Source organism: Shewanella sp. WXL01 (genome assembly GCF_012263345.1).
GTDB classification, from domain to species: Bacteria; Pseudomonadota; Gammaproteobacteria; order Enterobacterales; family Shewanellaceae; genus Shewanella; species Shewanella maritima.
In genome coordinates, this window is the sequence record NZ_JAAIKQ010000005.1 from 108,315 (window position 1) to 127,460 (window position 19,146).

The following is a 19,146-nucleotide window of genomic DNA, read 5'->3' on the forward strand; positions in this document are numbered from 1 at the left end:
CATGGCTCAGTCAGGTACTGACAATTTGTATGAGCGTACCATGGCGTTTGCAGGTATCTTGCACGCCATTGGTCAAGTTCAGTTTATCGCCAGACACGGCGACAGTGACAACGATGCCCTAGGTGCTAGCCTAAACACCATTATTGTCACTAACCCAGATTCTATTAGCGACATCTATCCAGACAAAGCCATGCTGCGCAAAGGCTATCAGTTAATCCAAGATCAGCTTGGTGACGGTAGCAACAAAGATGTTGAAACCACGCGTTATTTGGTCGGTATGCTAGCACTTGAGCGCAAACTCAGTCGCTCTGCCAACGGTCTTGGCATGCTAGCTGAGCGTATTAGCCAGGTTAATCGCCAACTGCACCATTTTGATATCACTGACGAGCAAGTTGTTGCCAACTTTGCCAGCATCTACAGCGACATCATTAGTACCCTTGGGCCTAAGCTGCAGATATCAGGTAACCCAACCTATTTGCAACAGCCAAGCGTACAGAATAAAATTCGCGCCTTATTACTTGCTGCAATGAGAAGCGCAGTGTTGTGGCGTCAACTTGGTGGCAAACGTCGCCACCTAGTATTCAGTCGCAAAGCAATATTCGAAATGGCTAAAAAAAGCCAACATAATCATTAATCTCACCCTACAGAAAGTTCATTAAGGAGCTTAAAATGGATCTTTCCGCATTAACAGCTATCTCGCCAGTAGACGGCCGTTACGGTAGTAAAACAGCCTCTCTACGCGCTATTTTCAGCGAGTTTGGTTTAACTAAGTACCGCGTACAAGTTGAAATCAACTGGTTAAAGCTGTTATCTAGCTGCCCAGAAATTGAAGAAGTACCGCCATTTAGCGAAGAAGCACTGACTTTGCTAGACAGCATTAAAGACAATTTCTCTGAAGAAGATGCACTTCGCGTTAAAACCATTGAAAGCACCACCAACCACGACGTTAAAGCGGTTGAGTACTTCATTAAAGAAAAAATCGCAGACAATGCAGAGTTAGCGGCAATTGATGAGTTTGTTCACTTTGCTTGTACTTCTGAAGACATCAACAACCTGTCACACGCTTTAATGCTTAAAGAAGCGCGTGAGCAAGTACTTGTGCCTTACTGCCAACAAATCGTTGACGGCATTAAGCAGATTGCTCGCGACAACAAGTCTGTGCCTATGATGTCTCGTACCCACGGCCAGCCAGCATCACCAACAACGCTTGGTAAAGAAATGGCGAACGTGGCAATCCGTTTAGAGCGCCAATTAAACCAAATCAACGCAGTTGAAATCATGGGTAAGATTAATGGCGCGGTAGGTAACTACAACGCTCACCTATCTGCATACCCAGAAGTTAACTGGCATGAGCTTTCACAGCGCTTTGTGACTAGCCTAGGCATTAACTGGAATGCATATACAACGCAAATTGAGCCACACGATTACATCGCTGAGCTATTTGATGCAGTAGCACGTTTCAACACTATCTTGATCGACTTTGATCGCGATATCTGGGGTTACATTGCATTAGGCCACTTCAAGCAACGCACTATCGCTGGTGAAATTGGTTCTTCAACCATGCCACACAAAGTTAACCCAATCGACTTTGAAAACTCTGAAGGTAACCTAGGTATTGCCAATGCGTTAATGCAACACTTAGCCGCTAAATTGCCTGTTTCTCGCTGGCAGCGTGATCTTACAGACTCAACAGTGCTACGTAACCTAGGTGTAGGTATGGCGCACTCGCTAATTGCGTACCAAGCAACCCTAAAAGGCATGAGCAAGCTCCAAGTTAACGAAGAGTCACTACTTGCTGAGCTAGATGCAAACTGGGAAGTATTGGCTGAGCCAGTGCAAACAGTTATGCGCCGCTACGGTATCGAAAAACCATATGAGAAGCTTAAAGAGCTGACTCGTGGTAAGCGTATCGACGGTGACCAACTAGCGGTATTCATCGATGGTCTTGAGCTGCCAGACGCAGTAAAAGTTGAGCTGAAGAAAATGACTCCAGCTAACTACATTGGCCGCGCTGAAGCATTTGTTGCTGAGCTAGGCTAACAGCCTGTTTAACTCAATAACAAAGCAATAAGCTAAGACAATGGCGGTATCTATGATGCCGCCATTTTTATTCGCTAACCCTAAGCGATAAAGCCCGACACTAATCCATATTTTCAGCACCATAAACGAGTCTTGTATGTATCAACTAACCTTCGACATAAACGAGTTCCTGGCAAACACCTGGCAGAAAAAGCCAGTACTACTTCGCGGCGCATTTAAAGATTTCGTTGACCCGATCAGCGCTGAAGAGCTTGCGGGACTGGCGTGTGAAGAAGACATTGCATCACGTGTGGTAAACACAACAGCTGATGGTTGGGATGTTATCCACGGTCCATTTGAAGACTACAGTGAATATGGTGAACAAAACTGGCAATTGCTAGTGCAAGCCGTCAATCACTGGTATCCAGACTCACAGCCATTAGTCGAAGCGTTTCGTTTTATCCCCGACTGGCGTTTTGATGATCTTATGGCGTCATTTGCCACGCCAAAAGGTGGAGTCGGCCCACACATTGATAATTATGATGTATTCATTATTCAAGGCGAAGGTGAGCGCCGCTGGCGCGTTGGCGATCTTGGCAACTATCAGCAACGAGACAACAACCCAAACTCACCGCTAATTGAAGACTTTGAACCAATTATCGACGAAGTATTACAAGCAGGCGATATTTTATACATTCCACCTGGATACCCACATTGCGGTGAAACCCTAACGACTGCCATGAGCTATTCAATCGGTTTTCGCGCCCCTAGTCAGCAAGAAGTAGTCAACGAACTTGCAGATTACTTTATTGACAACAACCTTGGCAGTCAGCGATTTACGTCAAATGATGAACCATCAAGCCCTGGTGTTGTGTCTACCTCCCACCAGCAAGGCATCATGAAGCTATTAGCTGAGCTAGCAAACAACCCGCAAGCTTATCAAACCATGATGGGTAAGCTGCTTAGTCAAAACCGCTTTGAGCTAGATATCTGCCCAGATGAATCGATAACTGAGCAAGAGCTCATCGATGCTCTGACGCAAGGTGCAACTATCAGCCGCATTGGCGGCCTCAAAGTGCTCAAACTCGAAGATGACAGCGCTCAGCGTATTTTCGTTAATGGTGAAGTATTTGAGCTTAATGAATTAAATGCTGAAACGCTTACACTGCTCACCAATCAAGTGAGTTTTACATCTGAGCAAGCACTAGCACTAATTGATGCGGAGCCACAGCTACAAACACTCTTTACCCAGCTGCTTAGCCAAGGCTTTTATATCTTGCAGAGTAGTGAGAGCCGCAGATAACAGACATAAATAGGGCGCCAATTGGCGCCCTATTTATGGTTATAACAATTACAAGCTTGGGTAATTTGCCCCGCTATTTGTTAACCCCACAATTTGTCGTCATTGTGCATGTGATACAAACTCTCAGCACGTGAGACCAACAGATTGGCAAACTCACGTTGAGTTTTATCTTGGGTTAAACCAGATTGATGTAGATTTTCAGCCTTTAGCTGCCACATCATTGAAAAGTGACGCAGTGCATCACGGGCTGTTGCCGCCACTTTTACATCAACATAATCTGACGGTAAATCACCAGACATTACCCAGAATGTTTGTTTCTTAGGCTGCTTAGCATCCATTTTCCATACAGCTAAGTATGGCGCTAGGTAACGGCTTTCTTCGGTATGAACTTTTGTTGGGATCACGCCTTTCTCGGCTAAAAACTTATTCGCCTTTTGAAAATGTTCACGCACCCATTGTGCTCTTAACGCTTCCTGCTCTTGAATTTGCTCTGGAGTCAGTTCTACTGCTTCTTCACTCATAATACTTCCTATCTTATTGTTATACTTTACAAATCTCGCTGAGCACGATATTCAAAAATTCCTCAATAATGAGGCTACCAACCAAGAAATAACAATCGGAGTTTTGCGGCTAACTTAGTCAAAATTGAATGGAATTCATCAACTTCTTTACGTTTACGTAAAGTGGCAAGCAAAATTGCCACGTAGATCACAAAAATAACCCTGTCAAACTTTGTTGAGATTATTCCTAGATGCTATCTTGCTGCAATAAATATAACAAGTAGGTGTTAGCCTCACGCTAACAAATTTTTATCGCAAGCGGAGAATGCACGTGACGGTATTTAATCATGTCTCGTTCGATGAACACGAAAATGTGGTGTTCTGCCATGACAAACAAAGCGGCCTAAAAGCCATTATTGCAGTTCATAATACCAACCTAGGCCCAGCAGTTGGCGGCTGTCGTATGTGGAATTACGACTCGGATGACGAAGCACTCAATGATGTTCTGCGCTTATCTCGTGGCATGACTTACAAAAATGCCCTCGCTGGCCTAGAAATGGGTGGCGGCAAAGCAGTTATTCTTGCCGATCCGAAAACCCAAGAACGTGAAGCTTTATTCCTTGCATTTGGTCGCTTCATCAACAAATTAGGTGGCAGTTACTACTCTGCTGAAGATGTTGGTGTATCTACCGCTGATATTATGATCGCTAACCGCGAAACTGAATTCGTCGCAGGCCTTGAGGGAAAATCAGGCGACCCATCACCATTCACGGCGCTTGGTACATATCTAGGCATTAAAGCAGCGGTTAAGCATCAAAAAGGCCTAGATAGCCTAGAAGGTCTAACGATTTCTGTACAAGGCGTGGGTCACGTAGGTTACTACTTATGTAAGCACCTACATGAAGAAGGCGCCAAGCTTATCGTTACTGATATTCACCAGGAGTCGCTAGATAAAGTAGCAACTGAGTTCGGCGCAACCGTGGTAGCGCCTAACGATATCTATCATCAAGACGTCGATGTTTACGCGCCTTGTGCCCTTGGTGCAACTATCAACGACACCACAATCCCAATGCTAAAAGCATCTATTGTTGCCGGTTGTGCCAACAACCAGCTAGCTGAGCCTCGTCACGGTGAAAAGCTAAAAGAACTTGGCATTCTATACGCACCAGATTATGTGATTAACGCTGGTGGTATTATCAATGTTTCGTTTGAGAATAACTATGACGAAGCGGCTTCGACTGCCAAGGTAGAGCAAATTTACAATACGCTAATCAAGATTTTTGCCGCCGCAGATGAGCAAAATCGCACTACGGCTGACGTTGCTGATGAAATGGCAAAAGCCATCATTGATTCGGCAAAGCGTTAGTTCTGCAAAGAGCTGATTCTGCGAAAAAGCTAGCTGTACACATACTTATAAGGAGACCTCAGGGTCTCCTTTTTTATAATACCAATTGGGATAAATAAGTGGTCAGAGATTACGCAGGAAAAATCGCTTAGAACAAGGCGGAAATTGAAGCTAGCTAGTTGCTCTACCTACAAAATTTCTAACGAAGTTATAAGCCTTTTTTACCAATAAGATGTAACCAGTAAGAATGATCACGTTTTTGTGCTAATTGGTATAATCTACAGTTTAATAAAAATGCAACAAGGGTTTCATGTAGCTGTCAATTTTGCTTTTTATTCTTGGTGAAACTTTGCCACAGAATGGATTGGCTATGCACAGCATGAATCAAGTCAAGCGTCAGCACAATTCTCAGCACCAAAGCATTTCACAACCCAACAGCATTTCACAGAAAGAACAAACGAGCGTATCTCACCTGCCCTCTCCTTTTCAATCAACGAGTTCTTGCAAGTCCAATCAATATCATGCGCTTTGGATATCTGACGTGCATTTAGGCACGCCAGATTGTAAGGCCGAGTTCTTATTGCAACTGCTTGAACAAGCTCAGTGTGATTACCTGTATTTAGTCGGCGATATTGTTGATATTTGGGCATTAAAGCGCCGTGTATATTGGCCTGAACCACACCAGCGTGTACTACAAAAAATCATGCAGATTGCTGCAGATACTGACACGCAAGTGTTCTACATACCGGGCAACCATGATGAAGCTTTTAAAGCATACTCTGACAGTTACTTTAGAGGCATCACGATTAAACAAGAGCACATGCATGTATCTAAGCAAGGTAAACGTTGCCTGCTGATCCATGGCGACCAATTCGATTCCGAGGTCGGAATTCACCCTTTCTATGCCAAGCTTGGTGACCGTTTATATGACGTGTTGTTGTGGCTTAACCGTGGCCTACACAAGGCAAGAAGCTTGTTTGGTTATTCCTATTGGTCATTAGCTGGCTATGTCAAACAGCGCGTCTCAAAAGCACAAGCTGCAATCAATCAGTTCAAGACGGCAGCTTTGGCTTATGGACGTAAACAAGGCGCTGATCTTGTGGTGTGTGGCCACATTCATCAGCCTGAACTTTCACACAATTTAATTAATGACCGCGCCATCATCTACGCCAACGACGGCGACTGGGTTGAGAACTGCACTGTTATAGCTGAATGCCCTAGCGGAGATTTCCATTTACTCAAATGGGAAGAGAAGCTCTCAGGGCTTAAACCGTTAAGCAGCATCATGTTTTCAATCTCACAATCTAATGAAATAGAACCAACTAAGCCACAACAAGGTGATCGACATGTTGCTTAATAACGAGCAAGAAAACAACAATAACAATGCACTTCTCAATGTAGAGCAAATCGTCAAACAAAGCTTTCCACGCATCGAAGCTTCACCTTGGCTAGCAAAACCAACCAAAGCCATGCTTAAGTATTTACTCCACGAAGAGCAATGCAACACCTTTGCTGAGCAATTTGCTCATTTGCAAGGCGTCGACTTTGTTGAGCAAGTGCTAGCGACGTTTAATGTTAGCTATACAGTGCCTGACAAAGAGGTGGAAAACATCCCTTCAGAAGGTAGAGTTGTCATCTATGCCAATCACCCAATAGGGTCGATGGATGCGTTAGTGTTAATTAAGCTAATCAGCCAATTTCGCCCTGATATTAAGGTTGTTGCCAATGAACTGCTCATGGCAATTAAGCCCTTACACTCCATTTTATTACCAGTACGAAACATGACTGGCGGCACGCCAAAACAACACCTAAATGAAATTCATCAGCATTTAAACAATGAAGGTGCAGTATTAATTTTTCCTGCAGGTGAAGTATCGCGTCTGCGTCCACACGGTGTCACGGACTTAAAATGGCATACTGGATTTTTACGAATTGCAAGGAGCTGTGATGCTCCCCTGCTACCTATCTATGTCAACGCCAAGAACTCAGCGGCCTTTTACAGCACTTCGATGATCTACAAGCCATTAGCCAGCCTGCTATTGGTAAAAGAGATGTTTAAGCAAACAAATAAAACACTACCGGTAAAAATCGGTGAGCTTATCGCGAAAGAAGTGGTCAGCCAAAAAGACTTTCCAATTAAAACCCAGGTCAAGTTACTTAAAAATCACCTCTATCGTGTGGGTAAAGGTCGCGACCCTATTTTTAATACCCAAAAAGCCATCGCGCACCCGGAGTCAAAACAGGCTATTCAGCACGCACTTAAGCAATGTGAGCATTTAGGAGAAACACCCGATAACAAGCAAATCTACTTATATCGCCACGAACAGAGTAGTCCAATAATGCGCGAAATTGGCAGGCTTAGAGAAGTCGCCTTTCGCGCTGTAGGTGAAGGAACGGGCAAAAAGCGTGATATCGACCGATATGACAGCCACTATCTGCACTTGGTTTTGTGGGATAAAGACGACTTAGAAATTGTTGGTGCATACCGCTTTGCATGTGCAAAAAGTAGCGTCGATAATTCGAGTTTAGGGCTTTATAGCCAAACGCTATTTAAGTACTCATCAAGCTTTGAGCCATACTTCGAGCGAGGACTAGAGCTTGGCCGAAGCTTTGTGCAACCTAAATACTGGGGACGTCGCTCATTAGAATACTTATGGCTAGGCATAGGTGCTTTTTTAACTAAAAACCCGCAATATCGCTATCTGTTTGGACCTGTATCTCTTAGTGCAAGCTACCCTCAACACGCTAAAGAGCTAATGACTTACTTCTATCAAAGTCAATTTGCCGATACTCAAGGGCTAGCTCACTCATTCAAGCCTTACCAATTACCTCAAGTAAAACAGCGAGAACTAGCGCAAGTTTTTTGCGGCGCTAACTATAGCGAAAACTTTAAAATTTTAAAAAGGACACTTGCCAATATGGGCGTATCAGTACCCACGCTATTCAAGCAATATGCAGAGCTATGTGACAATGATGGAGTTAAGTTTATCGACTTTGGCACAGATCCCGATTTTGGTGACTGCATCGACGGCTTGGTCCTTGTTGATGTAAACCAGCTTAAGCCCAACAAACGTCAGAAGTATTTATGCCCGACACAATAAGCGAATAAACATTGTCAAAGTACTAGTCGCCGTCCTATGCTTAACTGTATGATTATCAAACAAGTTATATTATGCGGTTTAGCATAGGTGAAACCATATGACCCTAAATGCAGAGCAAATTTCAACCCTAGCAGCTAAAAGTGCCAATTCGGCGTTAGTAAAAGATATCATGACAACGCGCATTGTCACCGTTGACCTTGATGATCGCCTGCATGTCATTCGCACCATCTTCGAGAACGTTAGCTTTAATCACTTGCTTGTATTAGAAGATAACAAACTTGTTGGTTTATTATCTTATCGTGATTATCTCGCAGCCCTTAGTCCGCGTATTGGTACAGCGGCGGAGTTTGCCAGAGACACGCGTACACTGGAACAGCGCGTACATCAGGTGATGAGCCACAACCCAATCACGATATCTCCCAATACAAGTATCAAAACAGCCACTGAAGTATTGCTGGAGCACAAGATTGGCAGCTTACCTGTTGTCGAGGACGACAAGGTAATTGGTATTATCACCTGGAAAGATCTGTTAAGCGTGTACCTTGTGATTAATGCGTAAAACTATACTGCCTGTGTATAGCGCTTAAGCGAGCTAGCAACGCTTTAATACAATTTCCGCGCGTATTCAAGTAACCTTTTGCAGTTAGCTAAATTAGCACCAGTTTTTTGTATTACCTCAACAGCTTTAAGCTTGGCGAGAAACAAGCACCTTCCTTTTCCTGAACCAAGCACGTCAAAAAGCAAACCCAATCAACTCGATGCGTCATCTATTTTTACCAAGGTCAAAAACAGAGAAAATCAAGACAGCACGTAGAAAAAATAAATTTTGTTTAGCAGCAACAAGATAGCAATCTATGACATTTTATTGCTTGAATTCCAGCTGATATCTACCAAGCTTTGACTATTGAATTTGCTCGTTGCATGCCATGACAAACATGGCATTAGTTGACAAGGTGGGATTTATGGTGACGTTTAATTATCAGTTTAATCAACAAGATATCTTGCTAAAAGTCAGCAACTGGTGTGGACTAGAAAGTGTATTTGTGAATGGTAAGTTAGTATCACGCAAATTTAATTTTGGCGTCAACAGTACCCACAAGATCAAACTCAGCAATGGCAGTTCATGTAAACTTCAACTGTTATTGGATGGTCAATCGGATTTATTAAGTTGCCGCGTTTATAAACAAGATGAATTGATGGCAACACTTAAACAGGGCAAACAGCATTTTATCGACAGTAAGCGCCTTATGGAGGCAGCAACACTAGCAACGGCTATTGGAGTTTGTATATTGTGGTTAAACTTTTAACTGAGTATTTAATAACCGATACACTAACACCGAATCTCAGTACAGGATGTGAATTTTCAATATGAGCTGAACTAACACCTTAGCTCAGCTCTTTAAAGAATAACGAAGATTAGTTTTCCATGACAATGTCTTGGACGAGTACAATCATAAACTTCATCATCCCACTTTCTTTTCAATTAAAGTAGGTCGATGATATTCAATGAACAAATAAATACTGTGTTCCCCAAGTTCGGTAGCTAACGCCTGCTTTGTTGGGGCGATTACTTTTACCGTATTTGTCATGTCCAATTCAACTAAGCTGGTTACGATCGAGACAAGGTGTAATCTAAGCGAGTACGTGTTGTCGCACTTACCGCTTTACCATTTTCAAACTTTGGAGCGTAGCGCCATTGCTTTACCGCTTTAATCGCTTCTTTCTCAAACTTCGAACCACCGTGGGAGTCTTCAATTGTAATATCCCTGACAAAGCCATTTTCATCAATAACCAGCTCCATTTGTACCCATCCTTCTTTACTCCTCTGTGCGTAACTCAGAGGGTAATCAGGATGGACTCTGTGTAATGGCAACTGATCTTGATTCATATCCCAAGGTTGCATAGCCCCGATAGCTAAACAGTGTTGGGTTGCAACTTCTCTTTTACCGAGTTGTTCATATACCGACACTAATTGCGCGTGAGAAGCTAACTCGTATGGATGTGTATATCCCAACCCTTTAACCGATTTAATCACTACATCAAAGTGCTCAGCAGCATCTTTCAAGTCACCATGCGCTTGTTTAACTTTGGCCGCTAAAAATGTTGCTTCAATTCTAGCTTCAGCATTTTCAGGGACATGCTGCTCGTAAATAACCAACGCTTTAGACGGATACCTTGATACAGAACGTGAGTAATAGCGAGTGTTAACCAAGCTATTGAACGCTGCCATTAATACGTTCGCATGAAGCACCGGATTACCTGCATCCTCCGTTATATCAAGAGCTTCATCAAATAGCACTTTAGCAAGTTTACTATCCTTAGTGGCTTCGCCGAGTGCTAACAAGGGATCGATAAGCTCTATCGCATCGTCTTTGTGAACATGTCGATATATAGCCAATGATTGTTCGAATAGAGGCTCTACTTGGTCAATGTCCTGCTGTTCAGAAATCAGCAAATTTGCGAGGTTCATCTTTAAGTAGGCTAGCGTGATGTCCATTTCATTTAGTGAACTCAGACCAATCTCGTGGGCTTGGCGAGCTAAAACTAGCGCTTGGGTGGCGTCCTTATCAACGACAGCTTGTTGGTACAGCCCATATACCTCACTTAAACTAGGGCTACTAGGTAGGTCATTGGATTCAGCAAAAGCAAATGTGCTTAACGCAGAAGTCATCGATAAGGCGAGTAAGAGTTTATAAGGCATTAATATTCCCTATTTTTTATAATCTTCCGTGAATTGATGACACTATCAAATCACTGCTTTACAAGCAATCATCATATTGGCTCTGATACATTTACGCTTAAGTAAACAAATATCCCGCACAAACTTGCAATACAGCAAAATAATAACTTGCACTTCACTTCCTGCCTAGCAAACTCCAACATAAAATGTTTTTGATTTGCATCAAATAAATAACAAATACCCACCACCTCCTGTTGCAATAAAGTTAACAGCTGGCAAACTTAAATTAACCTTAAAATTTGCCTAGCAGGAGAATGCATGCCCGCAATAATGAAGCTATTCAGCGCATTATTTTCAAGCTTTAAAGATCTTGTTCCTATCATCCTCGTTGTCGGCTTTTTTGAAGTATTTGTGCTGCAACAAGCTCCCGACCATTTAGGTAGTATTCTGATTGGCCTAGTATTTATCGTACTCGGTTTAACGTTTTTTGTATTTGGCTTAGAAATGGGGCTATTCCCTATCGGCGAGTCACTTGCCCATGCACTTGCACAAAAAGGTAGCTTGTTCTGGCTAGTCATTTTCTCATTCTCGTTAGGCTTTGGTACTACGCTGGCTGAGCCTGCATTAACCGCGGTCGCTAATGAAGCGGCTGAGGTTGCCGCAGAATCAGGCGCTATCGGCTCAACTGAGCAAGCCATGGATGATTACGCAATGGGGCTTAGGTTTACCGTTGCTTTGTCTGTTGGGTTGGCGATTTTGCTTGGTGTTATTCGCATTATCAAAGGTTGGCCTATCCATTATCTGATTATTGGAGGCTACATTTTGGTAATGGTGCTGACAAGCTTTGCGCCAGCCAATATTATTGGTATCGCTTATGACTCTGGCGGCGTCACCACCTCAACCATTACTGTGCCTCTGGTCACCGCGCTGGGTGTCGGTCTAGCCACCGTCATTAAAGGGCGTAACCCCATGTTGGATGGTTTTGGTTTGATCGCTTTTGCCAGCCTAAGTCCGATGATATTCGTGCTGATTTACGGCATGGTCTTTTTAAGCTAGTAAGGAGCAGCTAATGATTGAACAATTATTTGAAACCTTACTGTTGACTGCTCGCGACGTTATTCCAATTGCGGTTATCTTATTTGGATTTCAGCTTGGGGTATTAAAGCGCCGTATTACCAATGTCAAAACCGTTATTCTCGGGTTTATCTACGTGATTATTGGACTGACATTCTTCTTAGTGGGTTTAGAAATGGCGCTATTCCCTATTGGTGAGTCGATGGCAGATCAGCTAACTAGCCCGAGTTTTTTACACCCTGATGGCAGCGGCGGCCCTTATATTTGGCAAGATTACATGTGGGTATATATCTTCGCTGCGGCCATTGGCTTTAGTACCACAATCGCTGAGCCCTCATTGATTGCGGTTGCGATTAAGGCTAATGAAGTATCCGGTGGAACCATTGGCATTCAGGGACTTAGGATCTCTGTGGCGATTGGTGTGGCTATGGGGATTTCGCTTGGCTGCTTTCGCATCGTGGTGGGCGACCCAATTCATTACTACATTATGGCGGGTTACGTCATCGTAGTGATCCAAACGTTTTTCGCACCCAAAATGATTATTCCCCTCGCCTATGATAGCGGCGGCGTAACCACCTCTACGGTCACAGTACCACTTGTAGCAGCATTAGGATTAGGACTTGCTACCAATGTTGAGGGTCGTAACCCGCTAATTGATGGCTTTGGATTAATCGCATTTGCCAGTTTATTTCCAATGATCACAGTAATGGGCTACGCCCAGTTGGTCGAATTTATTAATAAAGACAAGTCTGCTAAGGAGCAACAAGATGCGCTTTAAACTCATTATCGCGTTCGTTGACGACGATTGCACAGATAAAGTGATGGATGCCGCGAGAGAAGCCGGAGCGACCGGCGCTACGGTCATCAACCATGCCCGTGGTGAGGGTATCAAGAAACGTAAAACCTTTATGGGTCTGGGCTTAGACATCCAACGAGATGTGATTTTATTTCTCGTTGAAGAGCACATGAGCCGCCACATTCTTGAAACCATATCTACCGTTGGTGAGTTCGACACTAATTCAGGTAAAGGTATTGCTATTCAACTAGACGTTGAGGACGCGGTCGGCGTCGCCCATCAGGTAGAAGAACTCAGCAAAGAGATAGAGGACCAAATATGAATACTCGTAAGCCAGTATTTAACAAAGATGTACTCAATAATAATTTCGCTTATGTCGATGGCATGCGCACTGTGGCAGAGGCAATTAATGTTGCTACCACTAATCAAGTCAATATCTTAATCGTTGAAAAGCGCCACGATCACGACGAATATGGCATGGTGTTACTGTCGGACATTGCCCGTAAGGTACTTGCCGTTGATAAGTCGCCTGAGCGGACCAACATCTATGAAATTATGAATAAACCAGTGTTCTCTGTCCCTGCAGAAATGGATGTAAGATACACAGCCCGTTTGTTTGAGCGCTTTGACATTAATAAAGCGCCAGTTATCGAGAATGGTAAGATTTTAGGCTTTGTTTCTTATGACGATATTGTATTGAAAGGCATGTGTTCTCAAAAGTAATTTGTCGTCAGTACCTAAGCTAACTAATAAGCTTATCTATTCAATCGTATGCGGCCACTGGCCGCGTTTTTTCTTCAAAGACTGCTATGGTCTACATACAACACCACCGCATACGTCAAACAACCCCATGCTAATGCAATAGCGCGATTAAACTGCTACATTAAGCAGATATTAACAATTTATTATCAATTCGCTTATGCCGTTAGCTCCTCTTATAAACCTTGGCACTCAAGGACAAGCTTTTTCATCAGCCAACCGCATTAAAACCACCAACATTATTGCGCTGATCACCACTGGGATTTCCTTTGGTTACACGCTGTTTTTCCTTTTTGCAATTAACAACCTACAAGTCGGGCTAATAAACTTCGGCTTCACCTGTGCGTATTTTGCAACTTTAGCTTTCAGCCTGTTGCAGCAAGCCAAACTAGCTAAAATTTGGTTTTTTGGCGTACTGATGGCGCATCTTTTAGTTTGTACCTTTGTTTACATGACGAAAGACAGCGGTTTCCATCTGTATTTCTTTTTAGTGCCCACAGGAGTGTTTTTACTCTTTGAACTCAATGAACGCGCTGAAAAACTGTTGCTTAGCGTTATAGCGGTCATTCTGTTTTTGTATTGCGAAAACACCACGAATGCTGACCCACTACTGCTGCTAACTGAAACAACAAATCATATGCTGTATCAATCAGTCATTTTGGTAAATATGATTGAGGTAATTTTTGTGCTCAACTACTTTGCCAAGCAAATTGACTCAAATGAGAAACAACTCGTTCTTCAAGCCTCTACAGATTCGCTCACGCAATTGATGAACCGCCACCAATTTTTTATCACGGGCAACCACTTATTTGCACAGTACCAAGCGTCGAATAAGCCGTTTTCATTGGTGCTATTGGACATTGACCACTTCAAAAAGATTAATGATAAATACGGTCACATCAATGGTGATAAATGTTTGAAAGCCGTTAGCCAAACCTTAATCGAAAATAGCCCTGCAGATGCCAGCGTTGCACGTATTGGCGGCGAGGAATTTGTGGTATTAATGCCAAATACTACATTTGAACTTTGTCGTACTAAAGCCGAGAAACTGCGCAAAGCGATAGCTGATACCAAGATTAACCTTGGTGTCTTAACTCCGGGGGCTCAAGCTGAGGGCGAGCAAACAGAATTAATCTGCACAGCCAGTTTTGGGTTCATTAATGCTCACGACAAACATACAGAATTTAAAGACTTATTGATCCAAGCAGACAAAGCGCTGTACAGAGCAAAGGAAAACGGTCGTAACCGCGTAGAAAGTTATTTAGATCACGTTGCATAAAGCTTGTGGTAAATGATGCTCAAAGAATTTTGAACGCTTTATTTGCGAGAGTAGTAAAACAGGTAGAGATGATTTTTAACTAAACTGGTAACGGTCACAAACTACTCTACAGTTATTCCGCTTGCTTAAACCCGTTTATCTTATTAAGCAGTGCAATCAATGTAGCTTGTTCTTGCTCATCTAACGCCGCTAGGAATTGTTCATTGACCCATTCGGCCTCTTGCACTAGATCTTGCTCTAGCGCTTTGGCATCGTCAGTTAAATAAATTTGAAATGCGCGGCGATTATCCGCTTCTTGATGGCGAGTGATTAAGCCTTGAACTTGTAATTGGTCAAGCAGCCGCGTCATAGTGTAATTGGCAACGTCACAACGCTTTGACAGCTCAGTTTGCGTCTGGCCTTGCTTCTCCCACAAAGCAAACAGCACCGGCCAAAGCTTAATATCGAGTTGATAACGCTTTAACCTATCATCTAACTCCTGCTGAAGAGAGATGTTCAAGTGGGAAACTAAATAGCTCAGGCTTTCATAACGCTTCATCACCACCTCCTCATGACTTCTGGTTAGAGTGAAACTTGTACGCGCGTTAATATAAGTCTATACGAAAACCACACTAAATTTAGTCGATAGATAAAATTTCATTAATGTAGCGATAGTAACTCGCGCGATTAAACTGAATAGATAACCCTCTTTCTGCGTTGGCAACAATAGCATCATCTGTCACAGTAATATCTTGAGGCTTAACCGTGAATTGGGTATCTAAGTTAGTGGTAAGTGTAAATAAACCTTTGTCATTGACCGATGAGTCAAAATCGACGGCAAGCAGCGGATAAGCTTGCACCTCAACTCTGACTTTCTCAACTGGCGTAATTAAGTAAAACTCACCTTGCTCACAGCAAAGAATTTGACTGAACATACGGGCAAACTTGTTCGGCAGTGGTTCATTGCGATAAAGCCAGTCACCGTTCGCCTGAATAGTAAACAGCACTTCATCACTACATAAAGCCACTTTAGTCAGTGAGTTAAGCTGCTCACCTACATCATGCTGATTATCAGTCCTTTGATCGAACTTGTCATTTGAGCCTTGAGTCATTTGAACCCTTAGTCTTGAGTCACTAGCTCTAGTATGGCTTCAATTGGATGTTTAGGCTTAAATCCATCAAAGCGCTTAACCTGGCTGCGGCATGAGTAACCAGACACTAATATCTGTCCTTTATCTGCCTGCTGCTTAATTTGCTCCTTCCACGACATTTCGTACAAGGCTTTAGAGCGTTCAAGGTTATCAACTTCATGGCCGTAAGTCCCTGCCATACCGCAACAACCTAGGTTCACGGTTTCAAGCTGAGCACCAAAGTGTTTGAAAATAGCTTGCCACTCTTTTGCGGTATTAGGTTTAGCCGTTGACTCAGTGCAGTGGCTATACCAAGTAAAGTGCAGTTTAGACTCGCTTTCTTCACTGGATAGTTCACTTGGCGAACCATTTTCTAGCTGCTTTGCCACCACATCGACAAGCCACTCGTTTGGCAGTAACACTTCAAAATCACCGCGTTTGTCACCCAGTATTTGCTGATATTCGTCGCGATAACACAGCACTAAAGCAGGATCTAACCCCACCATCGGCATACCAAGTTGGTGTACTTGATTTAAAAAGTCAGCACTGTCTTTTGCCATCTTGGCAAACTTAGCCAAAAAGCCTTTAATGTGCGCTGGTTTGCCATTTGGCTTATATGGCAGTAAAACGGGTTTTAACCCAAGCTTTTCAACTAATTGAATAAAACGGTACACTAACCCTGCATCATAAAAACTATTAAATGGGTCTTGAACAACAAGCACGTGCTGCGCTCTTTGCTCTTCAGTTAGTGCTTGCAAGTCCTCTAAATCATAACCACGGCTAGCATGACCATCTAAGCGCTGTTTTAGGGTCGGCACTGACAGTAATGGCGAGTCTACGTAACCAATGGACTTTTTAATCAGCCATTTGCTTAAGCTATTTTGCGATGCAAAGTTAGTGATTTTTGGCATTGCAGCCATGAGTGGTAATGAGTCTTCAATGCCGCCAACTAAATAGTCTTTTGCCGGGCGCATATATCGCTTGTAGTAAATATCAAAGAACTGCGCCCTAAATTTAGGTACATCCACCTTTACCGGGCACTGACTCGAACAAGCCTTACATGCCAAACACCCCTTGAGCGATTCCATCACTTCATGAGAGTAATCATAATCTCGGTCACTGCGCAGACTGTTTTGAATCCGCTGCATCATGCCGAGCGGCTTAGATTTGGCAAGTTCTAGTACATCAACGCCTTCGGCTTCAAGCAAACGTAGCCACTCGCGCATCAGCCCTGCTCGCCCTTTCGGTGAGTGAATACGATCGCCTGTTGCCTTAAATGATGGGCACATTGGTGAGTAATGACTGTAGTTAAAACAAAGCCCGTTACCATTGCAGTTCATCACATCAGGATAAGCTTCGCGCACATTTACCGGTATTTGTCTGTCAAAAGTGCCGCGTTTGACGCTATCAACATTAAATTGCATCGGGCCAAAACCCGGCGGCGACACTAACTTACCGGGATTTAAGCGATTATCAGGGTCGAACCAGCCTTTAATTTGTTCAAGCAAGGCAAATAGCTCATCGCCAAACACATCTGGCCCATACTCACCACGCACGCCTTTGCCGTGTTCGCCCCACATCAACCCGCCATATTTAAGCGTGAGCGCGGCAACCTCATCTGAGATGGTCTTTAACAGCCTTTCATCTTGTGGATCGCACATATCCAGCGCAGGCCTTACATGCAACACACCAGCATCTACGTGACCGAACATGCCATATTGTAAGTTGTGAGAATCTAGTAATGCGCGAAACTCCATGATGAAGTCAGCAAGGTTCTCAGGCGGTACTGCGGTATCTTCCGCAAACGCTAATGGTTTGCGGCGACCTTTTACTGCACCAAGTAAACCAACCGCTTTTTTACGCATGGCGTAAATTTGAGTAATGCTAGATTTATCTTTGGTTATTTGAAAGCCAACCAGGCCATATTGCTGATTTTCAAGTTGCTTCGACAAGGTAGTTTCTAGCGCTGCGAGTCTCGCCTCAACATCTTGCTCGTCACCAGCAAACTCGACCATGTTAAGACCTTCAATCGTCTTATTAGGTACATCGCTGATCAGCTCTGATACTGAATGCCAAATGATATCTTCTCGGGCAAGGTTAAGTACTTTGGAGTCGATAGTCTCAACCACGGTTGCTTTAGCAGCAACCAATGACGGCGCATGACGCAATGCTGACTCAAACGAGTCGTACTTAATGTTAACCATCACCCTTTGTTTCGGCAGCGGCGTAAGGTTTAGCTTAGCTTCGGTAATAACGGCTAATGTGCCTTCACTGCCAGTTAAAATACGGGATAAATCAAACTGAGATAGCTCATCATTCCACACATGTTTTAAATCATAACCAGTGAGAAAGCGGTTTAAATCAGGAAACTGAGATAAGATTTGCCCGCGTTTATCCTCACAAGCATCCGCCACTTGTTTGGTAAGCTGATCAACGAGGTTTTGCGGTTCTGAGCGAATATCAGCCTTGGCAACGGGCTCAGTCGATAATACCGAGCCATCAACTAGTACACTGGTTAGCCCGAGAACATGATCAGAGGTTTTACCATAAACTAATGACCCCGCTCCTGATGCATCAGTGTTGATCATACCGCCAACAGTTGCGCGATTTGACGTTGATAGATCAGGGCTAAAAAAGAAGCCATGTGGACGCAGCGCATCATTCAGCGCATCTTTCACCACGCCAGTTTGTACCCTTGCCCACCCTTCTTTCGCGTTAACCTCAAGCACCTTATTCATGTAGCGTGATACATCAACAATCAGTCCATGTGTCAGAGACTGACCATTGGTACCTGTTCCGCCGCCACGGGCACTAAATGTTACCTGCTTAAAACGCTCAGTTGCCGCTAGGCTCAGTAACAGCTCAATGTCTTGTTGATGAGCTGGGTAAATCACCGCCTGAGGCAAAAATTGATAAACTGAGTTGTCCGTCGCTTGCACCATACGGGCGCTATAGCGTGAGTCGATATCGCCCTCAAAGGCACTTTGGGCTAACTCATCGAGAAACGATAAGTAGACAGGTTCTAAGGTTTGCTGGTGTGATAGTAGAGGTAACATGGCGCACTGTTGTTATCGATTTATGACAGCCATTATAAACAAAAAAAAGCCGCTAAAAAGCGGCTTTTTAATAACTTGATCAAATTGCGTTATCGCGATTGTGTGACTCGCTGAGCAATTTTATC

At 43.5% G+C, this 19,146-nt stretch carries 18 protein-coding genes; 13 read left to right on the plus strand and 5 right to left on the minus strand.

Annotated elements, in window-relative coordinates; all coding sequences use genetic code 11:
* Window position 1 precedes the first annotated feature (1 nt).
* The 3 genes from hflD to G3R49_RS13305 all read left to right on the plus strand — a co-directional run bounded on the left by hflD (window position 2) and on the right by G3R49_RS13305 (window position 3,322).
* A complete protein-coding gene (gene hflD, locus G3R49_RS13295) occupies window positions 2-634 on the plus strand; it encodes a high frequency lysogenization protein HflD (protein WP_130602767.1) in 633 nt (210 codons plus the stop codon).
* A gap of 35 nt (window positions 635-669) precedes the next feature.
* Window positions 670-2,040 carry an adenylosuccinate lyase gene (gene purB / locus G3R49_RS13300; protein ID WP_167869995.1) on the plus strand — a complete coding sequence of 457 codons (1,371 nt, stop codon included), beginning with the start codon at window positions 670-672 and terminating at the stop codon, window positions 2,038-2,040.
* 136 nt (window positions 2,041-2,176) lie between these two features.
* Window positions 2,177-3,322, plus strand: a complete 1,146-nt coding sequence (locus G3R49_RS13305; RefSeq protein ID WP_167869996.1) for a cupin domain-containing protein — start codon at window positions 2,177-2,179, stop codon at window positions 3,320-3,322.
* An 80-nt stretch (window positions 3,323-3,402) separates the two neighbouring features.
* On the opposite strand, the gene G3R49_RS13310 is transcribed toward G3R49_RS13305, so the two are convergent.
* Window positions 3,403-3,843 (minus strand): DUF4826 family protein, encoded by a 441-nt coding sequence (locus G3R49_RS13310; RefSeq protein ID WP_130602761.1) that lies wholly within the window; start codon window positions 3,841-3,843, stop codon window positions 3,403-3,405.
* 310 nt (window positions 3,844-4,153) lie between these two features.
* Between G3R49_RS13310 and G3R49_RS13315 the strand changes: the two genes are divergently transcribed.
* The 5 genes from G3R49_RS13315 (at window position 4,154) to G3R49_RS13335 (ending at window position 9,575) form a co-directional block, all read left to right on the plus strand.
* Window positions 4,154-5,188, plus strand: coding sequence for a Glu/Leu/Phe/Val dehydrogenase (locus G3R49_RS13315; protein ID WP_167869997.1), 1,035 nt, complete (start codon window positions 4,154-4,156; stop codon window positions 5,186-5,188).
* 358 nt (window positions 5,189-5,546) lie between these two features.
* Window positions 5,547-6,524, plus strand: coding sequence for a UDP-2,3-diacylglucosamine diphosphatase (locus G3R49_RS13320; RefSeq protein ID WP_167869998.1), 978 nt, complete (start codon window positions 5,547-5,549; stop codon window positions 6,522-6,524).
* On the plus strand, window positions 6,514-8,268 hold the full coding sequence (locus tag G3R49_RS13325; RefSeq protein WP_167869999.1) for a GNAT family N-acyltransferase: 1,755 nt from the start codon (window positions 6,514-6,516) through the stop codon (window positions 8,266-8,268). Before G3R49_RS13320 ends, G3R49_RS13325 begins: the two co-directional genes overlap by 11 nt.
* 97 nt (window positions 8,269-8,365) lie before the next feature.
* Window positions 8,366-8,827, plus strand: coding sequence for a CBS domain-containing protein (locus G3R49_RS13330; RefSeq protein WP_167870000.1), 462 nt, complete (start codon window positions 8,366-8,368; stop codon window positions 8,825-8,827).
* Between the two features lie 403 nt (window positions 8,828-9,230).
* Window positions 9,231-9,575 carry a hypothetical protein gene (locus G3R49_RS13335; RefSeq protein ID WP_167870001.1) on the plus strand — a complete coding sequence of 115 codons (345 nt, stop codon included), beginning with the start codon at window positions 9,231-9,233 and terminating at the stop codon, window positions 9,573-9,575.
* A 302-nt stretch (window positions 9,576-9,877) separates the two neighbouring features.
* Here the strand turns inward: G3R49_RS13335 and G3R49_RS13340 are convergent, their stop codons facing one another.
* Window positions 9,878-10,969: an energy transducer TonB gene (locus G3R49_RS13340; protein ID WP_167870002.1), complete on the minus strand. Its 1,092-nt coding sequence runs from the start codon at window positions 10,967-10,969 to the stop codon at window positions 9,878-9,880.
* Between the two features lie 297 nt (window positions 10,970-11,266).
* On the opposite strand from G3R49_RS13340, the gene G3R49_RS13345 reads away from it, so the two are divergent.
* The 5 genes from G3R49_RS13345 (at window position 11,267) to G3R49_RS13365 (ending at window position 14,856) form a co-directional block, all read left to right on the plus strand.
* Window positions 11,267-12,004 (plus strand): DUF1538 domain-containing protein, encoded by a 738-nt coding sequence (locus tag G3R49_RS13345; protein ID WP_130602747.1) that lies wholly within the window; start codon window positions 11,267-11,269, stop codon window positions 12,002-12,004.
* A gap of 13 nt (window positions 12,005-12,017) precedes the next feature.
* Window positions 12,018-12,800, plus strand: coding sequence for a DUF1538 domain-containing protein (locus G3R49_RS13350; protein ID WP_167870003.1), 783 nt, complete (start codon window positions 12,018-12,020; stop codon window positions 12,798-12,800).
* Entirely contained in the window at window positions 12,790-13,140 is a 351-nt protein-coding gene (locus G3R49_RS13355) for a P-II family nitrogen regulator (RefSeq protein WP_167870004.1), read from the plus strand. Before G3R49_RS13350 ends, G3R49_RS13355 begins: the two co-directional genes overlap by 11 nt.
* Window positions 13,137-13,541: a CBS domain-containing protein gene (locus G3R49_RS13360; protein ID WP_130602741.1), complete on the plus strand. Its 405-nt coding sequence runs from the start codon at window positions 13,137-13,139 to the stop codon at window positions 13,539-13,541. Before G3R49_RS13355 ends, G3R49_RS13360 begins: the two co-directional genes overlap by 4 nt.
* A gap of 196 nt (window positions 13,542-13,737) precedes the next feature.
* Window positions 13,738-14,856 (plus strand): GGDEF domain-containing protein, encoded by a 1,119-nt coding sequence (locus tag G3R49_RS13365; protein ID WP_167870005.1) that lies wholly within the window; start codon window positions 13,738-13,740, stop codon window positions 14,854-14,856.
* 112 nt (window positions 14,857-14,968) lie between these two features.
* Here the strand turns inward: G3R49_RS13365 and G3R49_RS13370 are convergent, their stop codons facing one another.
* The 3 genes from G3R49_RS13370 to G3R49_RS13380 form a co-directional block, all read right to left on the minus strand.
* Window positions 14,969-15,394 carry a MarR family winged helix-turn-helix transcriptional regulator gene (locus G3R49_RS13370; protein ID WP_130602737.1) on the minus strand — a complete coding sequence of 142 codons (426 nt, stop codon included), beginning with the start codon at window positions 15,392-15,394 and terminating at the stop codon, window positions 14,969-14,971.
* 79 nt (window positions 15,395-15,473) lie between these two features.
* Window positions 15,474-15,947 (minus strand): DUF1285 domain-containing protein, encoded by a 474-nt coding sequence (locus G3R49_RS13375; protein ID WP_167870006.1) that lies wholly within the window; start codon window positions 15,945-15,947, stop codon window positions 15,474-15,476.
* 8 nt (window positions 15,948-15,955) lie between these two features.
* Window positions 15,956-19,021, minus strand: coding sequence for an FAD-binding and (Fe-S)-binding domain-containing protein (locus G3R49_RS13380; RefSeq protein WP_167870007.1), 3,066 nt, complete (start codon window positions 19,019-19,021; stop codon window positions 15,956-15,958).
* Window positions 19,022-19,146 lie beyond the last annotated feature (125 nt).

What these genes read in the sequence shown, in the direction of transcription:
- G3R49_RS13350 (WP_167870003.1), top strand. Translation starts at nt 12,018, where the DNA reads ATGATTGAACAATTATTTGAAACCTTACTGTTGACTGCTCGCGACGTT.
- G3R49_RS13360 (WP_130602741.1), top strand. Translation starts at nt 13,137, where the DNA reads ATGAATACTCGTAAGCCAGTATTTAACAAAGATGTACTCAATAATAAT.
- G3R49_RS13310 (WP_130602761.1), bottom strand. Translation starts at nt 3,843, where the DNA reads ATGAGTGAAGAAGCAGTAGAACTGACTCCAGAGCAAATTCAAGAGCAG.
- G3R49_RS13335 (WP_167870001.1), top strand. Translation starts at nt 9,231, where the DNA reads ATGGTGACGTTTAATTATCAGTTTAATCAACAAGATATCTTGCTAAAA.
- G3R49_RS13305 (WP_167869996.1), top strand. Translation starts at nt 2,177, where the DNA reads ATGTATCAACTAACCTTCGACATAAACGAGTTCCTGGCAAACACCTGG.
- G3R49_RS13380 (WP_167870007.1), bottom strand. Translation starts at nt 19,021, where the DNA reads ATGTTACCTCTACTATCACACCAGCAAACCTTAGAACCTGTCTACTTA.
- purB (WP_167869995.1), top strand. Translation starts at nt 670, where the DNA reads ATGGATCTTTCCGCATTAACAGCTATCTCGCCAGTAGACGGCCGTTAC.
- G3R49_RS13330 (WP_167870000.1), top strand. Translation starts at nt 8,366, where the DNA reads ATGACCCTAAATGCAGAGCAAATTTCAACCCTAGCAGCTAAAAGTGCC.
- G3R49_RS13345 (WP_130602747.1), top strand. Translation starts at nt 11,267, where the DNA reads ATGCCCGCAATAATGAAGCTATTCAGCGCATTATTTTCAAGCTTTAAA.
- G3R49_RS13355 (WP_167870004.1), top strand. Translation starts at nt 12,790, where the DNA reads ATGCGCTTTAAACTCATTATCGCGTTCGTTGACGACGATTGCACAGAT.
- G3R49_RS13375 (WP_167870006.1), bottom strand. Translation starts at nt 15,947, where the DNA reads ATGACTCAAGGCTCAAATGACAAGTTCGATCAAAGGACTGATAATCAG.
- G3R49_RS13340 (WP_167870002.1), bottom strand. Translation starts at nt 10,969, where the DNA reads ATGCCTTATAAACTCTTACTCGCCTTATCGATGACTTCTGCGTTAAGC.
- G3R49_RS13370 (WP_130602737.1), bottom strand. Translation starts at nt 15,394, where the DNA reads ATGAAGCGTTATGAAAGCCTGAGCTATTTAGTTTCCCACTTGAACATC.
- G3R49_RS13320 (WP_167869998.1), top strand. Translation starts at nt 5,547, where the DNA reads ATGAATCAAGTCAAGCGTCAGCACAATTCTCAGCACCAAAGCATTTCA.
- hflD (WP_130602767.1), top strand. Translation starts at nt 2, where the DNA reads ATGGCTCAGTCAGGTACTGACAATTTGTATGAGCGTACCATGGCGTTT.
- G3R49_RS13365 (WP_167870005.1), top strand. Translation starts at nt 13,738, where the DNA reads ATGCCGTTAGCTCCTCTTATAAACCTTGGCACTCAAGGACAAGCTTTT.
- G3R49_RS13325 (WP_167869999.1), top strand. Translation starts at nt 6,514, where the DNA reads ATGTTGCTTAATAACGAGCAAGAAAACAACAATAACAATGCACTTCTC.